We start from the raw sequence: 12787 nt of genomic DNA on the forward strand, positions 1-12787 counted from the left end.
TTCAGCTTCTCTCGCTCAGGTAGCGGCAGGCCTTGTTCAGCGCCTGCTTGCTCAGTTGACAGACCCGGGCGTCGCTCACGTCGAGCACCAGGGCGATTTCCTTCAGGCTCAGCTCGTGCTGGTAGTACAGCGTCAGCACCAGACGCTCGCGCTCGCTGAGCTGCGCCAGGGCCTGGGCCAGCATGCGCTCGCGCAGCACCCGCGCCTCCAGCGCCGACTCGCCGTCCACCAGGTTCTCCAGGCCCTCGCCGAGCAGCGCGTCGAGGCTCTCGATGGCCTCGCAGGCCTCGGCCTGCAGGTAGTCCTGGTAGGCGCGCTCGTCGAGCCCGGTGTGGGCGAGGATTTCCTTGTCCGTGGGCACCCGCCCCAGGCGCCGGGCCAGCTCGCGGATGCCGTCGCGCACCTTGTGCGCCTGCAGCCGCACCTGGCGCGGGCGCCAGTCCTGGCGGCGCAGCTCGTCGAGGATGGCGCCGCGGATGCGCAGCACGGCGAAGCCGGCGAACTGCTCGTCGGGCGTGCCGTAGCGGCGCAGGCTTTCCAGCAGGCCCATCAGGCCGATCTGCTCCATGTCCTCGCGGTCCAGCACCTGGTTGGCCTGCAGCGACAGCTGGCTGACCACCCGCCGCACCAGCGGCAGGTAGCGCATCAGCCATTGCTGCTCGGCGCCCGGGGCGAAGGCCGGGTGGCCCGCCTCGGCGGGGTTGCGGTAGTCGAGGGCGCAGTGGGCGTTCATGGGCGGGCCCCTATTGCACGATCAGCTTGCTGACCAGCACGTGCTGGAAGGGCGCGGCCACCTTGCGCGTGGCGAAGTCGGCCAGCAGCACCTGCTCCAGCTCGCCCTGCAGCGCCGGGATGCTCTTGCCACGCAGTTGCTCGTAGGTCAGCGCGGAGAGGTGCGCCACCGCCGAGTTGCGCACCACGGGGTCGATCTGCTGCAGCTTCTTCTGCTCGGTGCCCAGCTCGGCCTGCAGCACCAGGTCGAGCACGAAATAGTGCTCACGACCATCGCTGCCCGGCAGGCTGACGATGATCTTGTTGACCGGGAAGAACTCGTATTCGCCCGGCGCTTCCTCTTCCTGCGCCGCGTCCTGCCCGGCGCCGGCCGCCTCGCCGGCCTTGGCCTGGGCGGCCAGCAGCGGGCGCGCCAGGTACCAGGTGCCGGCCACGCCGCCGGCGGCGATCAGCAGATTCAGAACAGTGAACAACAACATGATGCGGCGCATCGTCATGACGGTTTCCCGATCCTCGGTTTGCATTGATTGCCCGGCGCTAGACGGTGACCAGCACGTCGCCCGGGCGGCGTGCCTCGTCCGGCGCCGCTTCGGGTTCCAGAACTGCCGCGCGGCTCGGCGCATCGTCCAGCCAGGGCGCCGGGCGGCCCTGCTGGGCCTGTTGCTGTTGCGCCTGCTGCTGGCCGGCGCGGCCGTCGGAGACCTGCACCTCCACCGGCTGCTGGCTGGCCCCGGCGATGTCCTGGCGCAGGCGTTCGGCGCCCTGCTGCAGCAGACGCGCGACGTCGCCCTGGGCGGCGTGGATCTGCACCGTCAGGCCGGCGTTGTCCCGGCTCAGGTAGATTTCCAGGCGCCCCAGCTCCGGCGGGTCCAGGCGGATGGCGGCGCTCTGCTGGTTATGCCGTAATTGCAGTTCGACGTTGTCGCGCAGGGCGTTGAGCAACTGCTCGCCCCAGCGCTCGGCCGGCGCCTGCAGGTTCAGCTGGCGCTCGGGCATGTGGCTGGCCGGCAGCGGCTGGGCATCGCTCGCCACGGCCGGGGCGTTCGCCTGCACCGGCGCAGCGCTCGGCTGCGCCTGGCCGGCGAGCTTGTCGAGCTGGCTGCGCAGCAGTTCGTCGCTGGCGGTTTCGGTCTTCGTCTGCGGCGCTTCATCGGCCTTGGCCGGCAGGGCCAGGCTCGGCAGCGGCTGGCCCTGGGCCGGCGTCGGCGCGGCCTCGACCACGCCCTGGGGCAGTTGCGGCAGCGGCAGGTTGGCGGGCAGGCCGCGGGAGATCGGGGCGCTCGCGGCATCGCCGGCCTGGCCGGCATCGCGGGCCTGCAGCGTCACCTCGCGCTGGCCGAGCATGCTGGCCAGCCACTGTTCGGCGCCCGGCAAGGCGCCCAGGCTCGGGTCGGGCTGCGGTTGTGCGTCCTGCGATGCGGCCGGGTCGGCGGGGGTCGATGGCGTTTCCGCCGGCGCTTCGGCCGCTTCCGTGCCCTTGGCCAATTGCGCGGCGAAGGCCGGCAGCACCTCGCCCGCCGCCTCCGAGCCCCCCCTGGCGGCGGCACCTTCGGCCATCTGCCCGGCGCCCATGGCGGGCACGGCCGGCAGGGGCGCGTCCTTGCCCGGCGCGGCGTCCGCGGCCAGGCGGCTGTTCAGCTGCAACACTGTCATCTCCCGGCCAGCAGGCGGTCTATCTGCATGTAGGCGGAGCGCCCTTCGGCATACTCCAGGTGGCTCGCCAGCAACTGGCGCAGGCGCTCCACCTCCTGCGCGCAGGCGCGCCGCGCCTGCTCGTGCAACTGCTGCAAGCGGCGCTTGGCCTCCATGCCGGCGGCGTCCAGCGCGGGGCCGGCGGCCAGGCGTTCGAGCAGCGCGCGGATGGCGCCGTCGACCTCGCCCAGGTTCGCCCACTCGCCGCGCGCCAGCACCTCGCCCAGGCGCGCGTGGAGACTGCGCAGCGCGTGCACGCGCGGGTCAGCCACGGGCGGCATGGACACCGGCCCAGCCTTCGCGCAGGGTGCCGAGCAGGCCGGCCACCTCGTCCAGGCCCTCCAGGGACAGGTTCACGCTGACGTCCGAGAGGCGGTAGATGCAGTAGTCGTAGAGCCGCGCCAGGTCCTGCACCACCTGCCCGCCGGCCTCGTAGTCGAGGGCGCTGGACAGGCCGTTGAGGATGTTCATGCACTTGTCCAGGGAGCGGCCCTTGTGCTGGAAACGCTTGGCCTCGATATGCCCGCGGGCGCGGGCCAGTTCGTCGAGCAGGCCGTCGAACAGCACCAGCACCAGCTCGTAGGGCGACGCCGCGGCGGCGCGCGCCTCCAGGTCCGTGGTGCGGTAGCTGTCGTAGCCTTCGTTCATCGAATAGGTCATGTGAACATGCTGGAGGTCTGGTCCATGGAATTCATGACTTGCATGAGGTTGGTGTACTGCTTGAGGTAGCGCGCGTACGAGTTGTTGTAGCGCGTCTGCAGGTCGTTGAACTGGTCGTCGATGTCGGCCAGCTTGTCGTTCAGGCTGTTCACCCGCGAGGTCAGCAGGCCGCTGGTGGAGCTGGTGTAGGTCTTGAGCGCGCTGCTCAGGCTGTCGATCAGGTTGCCCTTGTCGCTGAACAACTGCTCGAAGCCGTCGGCGTTCTGCGCCAGGGCCTTCTCCAGCTTGCTGCTGTCGAGGGTCAGCTTGCCGCTGCTGTCGGCGCTGACGCCGTAGCCGATCAGGTTGACGCCGCCGAAGCTGGTGCGGATCAGGCCGTTGACCGCCGACTTGATCGCCTGCACCGCCGAGTCCCCGGCCAGCGCGCCGCGGGTTGTGCTGCCGCTGCCGCTGGCGGTCAGCGTGCCGATGCTGCTCATCAGGGTGTTGTAGGCATCCAGGAAGCCCTGCAGCTTCTTGCTGGTGGCGTCCTTGTCGCGGCCGATGTCGAGGCTCAGCGGCGCCTCGGCCGGGTCGCTGACCTTGGTGAAGGTCAGGCTCACGCCGTCGATGGCCTTGTCGAAGGTGTTGCTGGCGTTGCGCAGCTCGATGCCGCCCTGCCCGCCCAGGTAGACGATGGCGTCCTGGGCCTTGGAAAGCTGCTTGCGGGTATCGATGGAGCCCTGCATCGCGGCATTGCTGCTGGACAGGCTGATGGCCTGGTCCTCGCCGCTCTCGTCACTGGTCAGCACCAGGTTCACCGCGCCGTCGCTGCGCACCAGGGTGGCCTTGACCCCGGTGTTGTCGGAGGCGCCGTTGATGGCCGAAGCCAGGGCGCTGAGGTTGGTGATGCCGCTCATGTCGATCCTGAAGCTGTCGCTGCCCTGGCCGATGGTCAGGTCGCCGCTGCCCAGGTCGCCGTCGCTCAGGCCCTGCAGGGCCACCTGGTCCTTGGCCGCCAGTTGCTTGACGAAGAACTGGTAGCTGCCGGAAACCGCGGTGGAGCCGACGCTGGCGGTGGCATAGCCCTCGGCGCTGAAGGTGGCGCTGTTGACCAGCATGTTGCTGGCGCTGCTGGAACTGCTCTTGAGCCCGCTCACCGCCGAGGAGAAGGTGCTCAGCGCCGACTTCAGCTGGGTGACCGCGGACAGCTCGCTGTTGTAGCTGGTCTTGTTGCGGTTCAGCCGCGTCTGCGACGCCTGGATGTCGTACTGGGCCAGCTGGGTCGCCATCTGCTGGACGTAATCGGAATCTATGGTTGCCATGGTCGGGTACCCCTTTGCGAGCCTGGGAGCAATATCGGTGCCAACGCCTGGAAGGCCCGTATTCCGGGCATTGCGGGCAAGGGCGAGGTGAAAGGACGCTTCCGCACGGAGGAACCGGAAGCCGGGCCGGAAATGTCGTTTCCGCCTGGCGCTGCGGGAGGTGCTCTCCCTCCAAGGCGACCGGATACAGGCATGGGTTAAGGCCGCCGATACGCGGGCCGGGCTGACCGGCAACGGCTTGGCATCTGCAGATGCCTTCACCTGCGTCCTCCAACACTCTCGGAAACGGCCGACATCCAGCTCCCGGCTTCGTCCCCTTAATGACGGGCTCCGCACCAGGGAGCCCGAGCATGTTCATCCCGGCCAACCAGACCCACTTCAGCCTGACCCTCGACGGCCTGGAGCACGACTTCCAGGTCCTGCGCTTCCACGGTCGCGAAGCCATCAGCCAGCCCTACCGCTTCGAGCTGGAACTGGTCAGCGAACGCCCCGGCCTCGACCTGGAAGCCCTGCTGCACAAGCCCGCGTTCCTCGCCTTCAGCCCCAGCGGGCCGGGCGTCCACGGGCTGATCCAACTGGCTGGGCAAGGCGACGCCGGCCAGCGCCTGACCCGCTACCGGGTGGTCCTGGCACCGCAGCTGGCCTACCTCGCGCTGCGCAGCAACCAGCGCATCTTCCAGCAGCTGACGGTGCCGCAGATCATCGCCCGGGTGCTGGAGGAGCACGGCATCCTCGCCGACGCCTACCGCTTCCAGCTCGGCCCCACCGTCTACCCGCCGCGCGACTACTGCACCCAGTACGACGAGAGCGACCTGCACTTCGTCCAGCGCCTGTGCGAAGAGGAGGGCCTCCACTACCACTTCGAGCACAGCCCCGACGGGCACCTGCTGGTGTTCGGCGACGACCAGACCGCCTTCCCGCGCCTGGGCCAGCCCACACCCTACATCGCCGATACCGGCCTGGTGGCCGACGAGCCGGTGATCAAGGGCTTCGTCCTGCGCCTGGAAGGCCGCACCAGCCGCGTGACCCGCCGCGACTACGACTTCCAGAAACCGCGCCTGCGCATGGAAGCGGCCTACCGGCCGCAGCAGGAGCAGGACCAGCCGGACCTGGAAGACTACGACTACCCCGGTCGTTTCACCGACCGCGAGCGCGGCAAGCTGCTGAGCCAGCGCAGCCTGGAAAGGCACCGCGCCGACTATCGCCAGGCCGAGGGCCGCAGCGACCAGCCGAGCCTGTGCAGCGGCCACTTCCTGGAAATGTCCGAGCACCCGCGCGGCGAATGGAACGACCTCTGGCTGCTCACCGAGGTGCTGCACGAAGGCAGGCAGCCGCAGGTGCTGGAAGAGTCCATCACCAGCGACACCGCCGACAGCCAGGACGACTTCCACCAGGGCTACCGCAACCGCTTCCTCGCCACCCCCTGGGACGTGCACTACCGCCCGCCGCTGGCCCACCCCAAGCCGCGGGTGCTGGGCACCCAGACCGCCGTGGTGACCGGCCCGGCGGGCGAGGAAATCCACTGCGACAAGTACGGGCGGGTCAAGGTGCAGTTCCACTGGGACCGCGAGGGCCAGGCCGACGACAAGACCAGTTGCTGGCTGCGCGTGGCCAGCGGCTGGGCCGGCAACGCCCTGGGCGCCGTGGCCATCCCGCGCGTCGGCATGGAAGTGCTGGTGGACTTCCTCGAAGGCGACCCGGACCAGCCGCTGGTCAGCGGCTGCCTGTACCACGCCGAGCACCTGCCGCCCTACGAACTGCCGGCCCACAAGACCCGCACCCTGTTCAAGAGCAATAGCTCGCCGGGCGGCAGCGGCTACAACGAACTGCGCATCGAGGACCGCAAGGGCCAGGAACAGATCTACCTGCATGCCCAGCGCGACTGGGACGAAAACATCGAGCACGACCAGAAGATCCGCGTCGGCCACGAGCGCCACGACACCGTGGAAGCCAACGCCTACAGCGAGTTCAAGGCCGAGGAACACCAGACCATCCACCTCGACCGCAAAGTGGAAGCCAAGCTCGACGACCACCTGGCGGTGGCCAACAACCAGCACATCCGCCTGGGCAATGCCCAGCTGACCCGCGCCGGCCGGGAAATCCACCTCAAGGCCGGGCAGAAACTGGTGATCGAGGCCGGCCAGGAACTGACCCTCAAGGCCAGCGACAGCTTCATCAAGCTCGACGCCAGCGGTGTCACCGTGTTCGGTCCGCTGGCGAAGATCAACGCCGGCGGCTCGCCTGGCAGCGGTTCGGGCCTGCGTCTTCGCGGCCCCTGGCTACCTGCCGCAGCGGCCAGCGCATTGGCAGGCCAACTGCTGGCCCGCGCCCAGCCATCCGCCCTGGCCCAGGCATTGGAAGAGGCGGAACTCCAGGAAGAGGAGGAAGAAGAGGAACTGGAGGAAGCCAAGGAGGAAACCGGCATCACCCTGCGGATCGGCGTGTTCTTCGATGGCACCGGCAACAACCAGGCGAACGCCGCGCTGACCGCCCAATGCCGCCGCGACGACCGCGAACTTTACAGCGACGAAACCCTGCAAAGCGTCGCCCAGCACTGCGCCCGATATGGCTTCAAGGACATGAACGAGGCAGGCGTATTCAGCACCACGCCCAATAACAGCTATGGCAATGCGCCGAGCAATGTGGCGTTGCTCTTCGATCTGTATACGGACAATGCAACCGACGCACTGACACCTGATGCACGACTGGGGTATGTGAAGTCATACATAGACGGAATAGGCACCAGCAGCGGAGACAATGATTCGTTGCTTAGCCAGGCCAGCGGTCAGGGCACCTCAGGAGTGGTAGGGCGAGTAGAACAAAGTCCGATCAAAATAATAGAGCAGCTACGAACTTTCCAAGATACAAACCCGACCGTCAAAATTAGCCAGTTGGAGTTCGATATCTTCGGTTTCAGCCGAGGTGCAGCGGCGGCACGACACTTTGCCAATGAGATACTCAAGCCCCAGGGCGGGGTTCTGGCAGAAACATTGAAACCCGGGCAACTCGGTCTGCCCGACAGCCTCAACTGGGAAACCGATGTACAGATCAACTTCATCGGCCTGTTCGATACCGTCGCCGCCATAGTCGCGCCCTGGCGCGGCGATTTCAGCCCCGCCAACCATCTCAACCCCGGCGTCAACCTCTACCTGCCACCAGGTTGCGCCCGCAAGGTGCTGCAACTCAGCGCCCGCGACGAACGCCGCTGGAACTTCGCCCTGAACAGCGTGGCGCCCCATCACCAGGAAATCGAACTGCCTGGCGCGCATTCCGATATCGGCGGCGGCTACCTCCCGCAGATGGAGGAAAAGCTGCTGCTGAGCAAGCCACAAGTCTTAGTGCTGACACCCAATCGCCCCCTGGAGCAGACTTCGGCCTGGCAACGCCTGGAGGCGGAAGCCTACAAATGGGAGACAGAGCGAATGTCCACCAGCGGACAAGTAACCCCTATTTGCTGGAAACTTCCGGAATCACCGAACGACAGATACAGCCAGACCGAAAAGGTAATGGTCGCTCTGGCAATTCAGCGCAAGGTATACGGGGACTTGTCGAAAGTGGCTTTACGTATCATGCGAGAGATGGCCATAAAGCATGACGTACCATTCAGAACGATTCCTGAAAACTCGCAGTATTCGATTCCGACAGATTTGCGGCCGATAGCGGAAAGGACTCTGACCTATGCCCAGGGCGGAACGAATACCTTGTACCCGGAAGAGAACCAATTGCTTTGGAGCCGTTTCATTCACATCTCCGCGCACTGGACACCCAGCTCTTCTGGGCTGCTGCTGAGCAAGCCTGCGCCCAATAGACGCCTGATATTCAATAACAAACCGCAGGAGGGCTACCCGGAATGAAAGCTCTCTGGATAGGTCTGCTCATCCTGATACTGGCCGGCTGTGCGAACGGTTATGGCCATCCCAAGCTGCCCTACGATGCCTGGTACATAGGCATCGCCGCACCACGCTTTATGGAAATCTGGGTAGAGAGCGTGGATGTGGTGGATCAGCGCGGATTGGCATTTGAACGAGTGCATTCTGGCGTGCCTTCCTACACCGGTAGAAATACTCGCGGCTGGCCAACTCGCGGGGTTACTGGAGCAATCAAACCCATCGGCAACGTCGACCTGCCGGAAATCATCTTCGTTCGCTGGCAGTCGCTGGTAGAGCCACAGACCTACAACGTGCGCATCAATATCCCGCAATGGGTTCGCGATGAGATGGTTAAACCACAACGAGCCTTCTGCCAATGGGATGGCAAGTGGATCGACAACCTCTATCGCAAGACAATCTCTGTCGGCATGGCGCCAGGCGGCATCGCCAAAGTCTGGCTCGGCGGGCCCTGCCTGGCACTCAAGGAGATCGGGCGCTTCCAGGCCAAGATCGACAAGCGCGGCCCTGATGAAGGCAAGTCTGGCGGACGTTATGCATGGCCAGAATTAGAACCTGAATCCCGCGCCTATATAGAGAAGCATGGCATCCCCTATGGATCATGGTGAGGGGAGCCCTACATGAAGAACTTCTACTTCTGTTTTCTCGTCCTGCTCCTTAGCGGATGCACGTCTGGTCAAGGCCGTCCCAAACTGCCCTATGACGCCTGGAACATTGCCATAGCTGCACCCCGCTATATGGAAGTCTGGGTGGAAAGTGTGGATGTGGTGGATCAACGAGGACTGGCATTTGAACGCGTACATGCAGGCGTAGTCAGCTATACCAGCAAACCGGAAGGCTGGCACAACGGCGGCGGGAAAACGAAACCTATCGGTAACGTCGACCTACCGGAAATCATCTTCGTTCGCTGGCAGTCGCTGGTAGAGCCACAAACCTACAATGTACGCATCAATATCCCGCAATGGGTTCGCGATGAAATGGTCGAACCACAACGAGCCTTCTGCCAATGGGATGGCAAGTGGATCGACAATCTTTACCGCAAGACAATCGCTGTCGGCATGGCGCCAGGCGGCATCGCCAAAGTCTGGCTTGGCGGCCCCTGCCTGGCGTTCAAGGAGATCGGGCGCTTCCAGGCCAAGATCGACAAGCGCGGCCCTGATGAAGGCAAGTCTGGCGGACGTTACGCATGGCCGGAATTAGAACCTGAATCCCGTACCTATATAGAGAAGCATGGCATCCCCTATGGATCATGGTGAGGGGAGCCCTACATGAAGAACTTCTACTTCTGTTTTCTCGCCCTGCTTCTTAGCGGATGCACGTCTGGTCAAGGCCGTCCCAAACTGCCCTACGACGCTTGGTATATTGCGACAGCCGCCCCCCGCTATATGGAGGTCTGGGTAGAAAGCGTGGATGTGGTGGATCAACGAGGGCTGGCATTTGAACGGGTACACGCAGGGGTGGTCAGCTACACCCGAAAACCGGAAGGCTGGCACAAGGGCGGAGGAAAAATGAAGCCCATCGGCAATGTCGACCTGCCGGAAATCATCTTCGTACGCTGGCAGTCGTTGGTAGAACCCCAGACCTACAACGTACGCATCAATATCCCGCAATGGGTTCGCGATGAGATGGTCAAGCCGCAGCAAGCCTACTGCGTAGCGACCCGAAAAGTGGAACCCGACTTCGCCAAGATAATTTCCATCGGCATGGCTCCTGGCGGCATCGCCAAAGTCTGGCTTGGCGGCCCCTGCCTGGCGTTCAAGGAGATCGGGCGCTTCCAGGCCAAGATCGACAAGCGCGGCCCTGATGAAGGCAAGTCTGGCGGACGTTACGCATGGCCGGAGTTGGAGCCTGAATCCCGCGCCTATGTCGATAAGCACGGCATCCCCTACGGCTCATGGTGAAGCCACAACTCCACGGAAAAGGAATCATGAAAAAGTCACTGCTATTCGCCCTGGCGCTCCCTCTTCTATCCGCGTGCACTACGGACAAGCCCGACCGGGAAACACAGGCGCTCGCCGGCCTGTATGCGCTGCAAGGCGTGATGGAAATGGGCTCGCTGCTGCGGCTGCGCGCAGACGGCAGTTTCGAAGGCAATGTCGCCTATGGCGCCGCCGATGGATACGCCAAGGGCACCTGGCGGCGCGTCGGTGGCCAGGTGGTGCTGAAGCCCAAGGCGGTCATCGGCCTGGGTGAACTGTTCCGCGACCGCGCCCTGCGCGTGGACGGGCTCTGCCTGCGCATCGCTGCCGAGGAAGGTGGCGGCTGCTACCTCCGCTCCCCCCATTGAATCCCCACGATACAAGGAGTCACGAATTGACCGCCATGGAAAAGAACGAAGCCCGGGAACAGGCACAGAAACCGAAGCCGTCCGCCAGGATGCTGTCCTTGCTGGGCCCCCTCGTCACCGCGGCGAGCCTGCCGATCCTGTACCTCAACGGCAAGGCCTATCACGATGCCTACCTGGGCTATTTCAAGCTCGAGCCCTCGATGTTTCCCCAGGACACCGCCTCGACGCTGATAAGCGCAGTCATCGGCTGGTTCCATGCAATGCTCGCCGGCCTGAAAGGGGTCCTCGGGCTGCTGGAGCAACACTACGGCCTGGTCCTGGGCATGGCTCTTGTGATCGTGCTCATCATGGCGCCGATGAGCGTGATGCTGGCCCGGCTGGGCAAGAGGCTGGACAGCCGCCGCAGCGCGTCAAGGCAGAACCGGCTGCTCTCGGAGTACGTCAAGGAGGCCGGTCTCTACCTGTTCTGGCTATTCACCGTCAGCTACAGCGTATTCGCGCTGATGTTCATGATCGCCCTGCTGCTGTCGCTTTCCATCTCCCCTTTCTACGCCATTGGCAAGAAGGTCGCGGCGGAGGACCTGAAGGCCGGCTTCGTCAATGCCCCGAGGGTCGAGCTGAGCGACCCGAAAGGTCGAAGCGGAGACTTCAGGATCATCGAGTGCTCGTCGATGTTCTGTGCGCTCTATGCCTCCGGGCGCGCCGTGGTCGTACCGGTTTCGGCGATCGACTGGGCCGAGTCCGACCTGTCCGACCGTCAGTGATACGGCTGTCGGGGTGCTGGCCAGCCACCTTGCCGTAGGCAAGCGCTGGGGGAAAACCAGGCGCGGTGCCTCCCTGGTGGCCAGGTAAAAACCGTTTTCAACGACGGATGATCGAGAGTCCGCGTTGCAGGCGAGCATGGCTTCTCGTAGGAGCGAGCCCCCGGTGCAGCCTGCAAGACAGTTGCTCCTACGGCTCCAGGGAAGCACGGGTGTAGGAGCGGACTCCGTCCGCGATTGGATTCACCGGCCGCGCCGGATGCCCCGGTGGCATGGACGACGGCGGATAACCGCGAACGGTTATGCGCCCTACGTCTTCGTAGGAGCGAGCTTGCTTGCGAAGGGTGTTGTCCGGTGGCTTCAGAGCGCCCTCTCCCCAACCCTCTCCCTGAAGGGAGAGGGGGCTGTCCTCTGCGCGCTGCGGGTTCGGCGTGATCCTGTGACTGCAGTTTGCTCGCGAACCTTGTAGTCACTGGGTTATTCCCCTTCGGGCCAGCGCAAGCGCTGTTCGCGATGGAGCCGCGTCCCGCGTTCGCGGGAATGACGAGGTGAAAGGACGGTGCCAGACCTACAAACCGCTCAGGACAGCCCCCTCTCCCGCTTGCGGGAGAGGGTTGGGGAGAGGGCGCTCTTGGGCCCAACACTGGAGCCACCGGGCAACACCCTTCGCAAGCAAGCTCGCTCCTACGAAAAGCCAAAGCCCAGGCAAAAAAACGGCGCCCGAAGGCGCCGCGAAAGGAAAACCTCAATACTCCGGCGAGTACACCCCATGCCCGCCCTGCCCCGCCAGCAGCTGGCCGATGATCTCGTTGTGCATCGCCAGCAGGCGGCCATTGCGCTCATTGAGCAGGCGGCATTCCTCCACCTGCTCGGCCAGCGCCTGCCAGTCGCGCTGCAGGGGCTGGCGGCCGGCGCCGGGGAAGTGTTCGAGCAGGCGCTGCATGCCGGCGCGGCCGATGTCCAGGCCGAAGGCCTGGAGCACCTTGGCGCGGCGGTCGGCGCGTTGGCGCACGGCTTCCACCAGTTCGCCGATGCGGATGTTGCTGCGGGCGATGGCCTCGCTGTCGCGGGCCAGCAGTTGGTCGTGCAGGTCCAGCAGCGCGCTGCGCAGGTACAGGTAGTCCGCGCGGTCGAGGCGGATGTCGGCCTCGATCAGTTGCAGCAGGCGGGCGCGTCTTTCGCTCATGCACCGCCGCCGTGGAAGTCGAGCATGCTGCGCGACAGCGCCCCGGGGTCGAGGGAGACTTCGCCGCGGGCCAGGGCGTCGCGGATCGCGGCGACCTTGTCCAGGTCCACTTCCGGCAGCGCGCCCAGGGCTTCCTGGACCTGCTCCAGCGGCAGCGCGCCGCTGCCGGCCGGCGCCTGGGCGGCGGGGCGGGCCGCTTCCTCGCGCTGGCTGCGCTGGGGTGCGGCGCTCTGCGCGGGGGCGCCGATGACGGGCTTGAGTTGCCGGGTGATTTCCAT

Annotated in this window: 14 protein-coding genes and 1 pseudogene; 7 read left to right on the plus strand and 8 right to left on the minus strand. The window is 65.3% G+C overall.

Annotated features, from left to right (window positions below; genetic code table 11):
• Position 1: 1 nt before the first annotated feature.
• Genes M8R19_RS02620 through fliD form a run of 6 tightly spaced genes read right to left on the minus strand, consistent with a single transcriptional unit; the run spans position 2 to position 4388 of the window.
• A complete protein-coding gene (locus tag M8R19_RS02620) occupies positions 2–733 on the minus strand; it encodes a FliA/WhiG family RNA polymerase sigma factor (RefSeq protein WP_043313285.1) in 732 nt (243 codons plus the stop codon).
• Positions 734–743: 10 nt separating this feature from the next.
• The gene (locus M8R19_RS02625) at positions 744–1229 is read right to left on the minus strand and encodes a flagellar basal body-associated FliL family protein (RefSeq protein ID WP_009622764.1); all 486 of its coding nucleotides are present in this window, start codon (positions 1227–1229) and stop codon (positions 744–746) included.
• A gap of 40 nt (positions 1230–1269) precedes the next feature.
• Entirely contained in the window at positions 1270–2379 is a 1110-nt protein-coding gene (locus M8R19_RS02630; protein WP_249916925.1) for a flagellar hook-length control protein FliK, read from the minus strand.
• A 2-nt stretch (positions 2380–2381) separates the two neighbouring features.
• Positions 2382–2705 carry a hypothetical protein gene (locus tag M8R19_RS02635; protein WP_249920127.1) on the minus strand — a complete coding sequence of 108 codons (324 nt, stop codon included), beginning with the start codon at positions 2703–2705 and terminating at the stop codon, positions 2382–2384.
• Positions 2689–3084 (minus strand): flagellar export chaperone FliS, encoded by a 396-nt coding sequence (fliS, locus tag M8R19_RS02640; protein ID WP_009622771.1) that lies wholly within the window; start codon positions 3082–3084, stop codon positions 2689–2691. Before fliS ends, M8R19_RS02635 begins: the two co-directional genes overlap by 17 nt.
• The gene (gene fliD / locus M8R19_RS02645; protein WP_249916926.1) at positions 3081–4388 is read right to left on the minus strand and encodes a flagellar filament capping protein FliD; all 1308 of its coding nucleotides are present in this window, start codon (positions 4386–4388) and stop codon (positions 3081–3083) included. The genes fliS and fliD overlap by 4 nt, the downstream gene beginning before the upstream one ends.
• 350 nt (positions 4389–4738) lie before the next feature.
• On the opposite strand from fliD, the pseudogene M8R19_RS02650 reads away from it, so the two are divergent.
• The 7 genes and pseudogenes from M8R19_RS02650 to M8R19_RS02680 form a co-directional block, all read left to right on the plus strand.
• A pseudogene (locus M8R19_RS02650) lies at positions 4739–6718 on the plus strand (type VI secretion system Vgr family protein); the annotation flags it as partial.
• A gap of 249 nt (positions 6719–6967) precedes the next feature.
• Positions 6968–8242 (plus strand): T6SS phospholipase effector Tle1-like catalytic domain-containing protein, encoded by a 1275-nt coding sequence (locus M8R19_RS02655; protein ID WP_249920128.1) that lies wholly within the window; start codon positions 6968–6970, stop codon positions 8240–8242.
• The gene (locus tag M8R19_RS02660; protein ID WP_249916927.1) at positions 8239–8883 is read left to right on the plus strand and encodes a DUF2931 family protein; all 645 of its coding nucleotides are present in this window, start codon (positions 8239–8241) and stop codon (positions 8881–8883) included. The genes M8R19_RS02655 and M8R19_RS02660 overlap by 4 nt, the downstream gene beginning before the upstream one ends.
• Before the next feature lie 12 nt (positions 8884–8895).
• Positions 8896–9531 (plus strand): DUF2931 family protein, encoded by a 636-nt coding sequence (locus tag M8R19_RS02665; RefSeq protein WP_249916928.1) that lies wholly within the window; start codon positions 8896–8898, stop codon positions 9529–9531.
• A gap of 12 nt (positions 9532–9543) precedes the next feature.
• Entirely contained in the window at positions 9544–10176 is a 633-nt protein-coding gene (locus tag M8R19_RS02670; protein ID WP_249916929.1) for a DUF2931 family protein, read from the plus strand.
• Positions 10177–10202: 26 nt separating this feature from the next.
• Positions 10203–10562, plus strand: a complete 360-nt coding sequence (locus M8R19_RS02675; protein ID WP_249916930.1) for a hypothetical protein — start codon at positions 10203–10205, stop codon at positions 10560–10562.
• A 26-nt stretch (positions 10563–10588) separates the two neighbouring features.
• Entirely contained in the window at positions 10589–11326 is a 738-nt protein-coding gene (locus M8R19_RS02680; protein WP_249916931.1) for a hypothetical protein, read from the plus strand.
• A gap of 742 nt (positions 11327–12068) precedes the next feature.
• Here the strand turns inward: M8R19_RS02680 and flgN are convergent.
• Together flgN and flgM are read right to left on the minus strand one after the other, a co-directional pair.
• Positions 12069–12509: a flagellar protein FlgN gene (gene flgN, locus M8R19_RS02685; RefSeq protein WP_249916932.1), complete on the minus strand. Its 441-nt coding sequence runs from the start codon at positions 12507–12509 to the stop codon at positions 12069–12071.
• On the minus strand, positions 12506–12787 hold the full coding sequence (gene flgM / locus M8R19_RS02690; protein ID WP_074981825.1) for a flagellar biosynthesis anti-sigma factor FlgM: 282 nt from the start codon (positions 12785–12787) through the stop codon (positions 12506–12508). The genes flgN and flgM overlap by 4 nt, the downstream gene beginning before the upstream one ends.

This window comes from Pseudomonas sp. R3.Fl (assembly GCF_023516765.1).
Taxonomy (GTDB): Bacteria; Pseudomonadota; Gammaproteobacteria; order Pseudomonadales; family Pseudomonadaceae; genus Pseudomonas; species Pseudomonas citronellolis.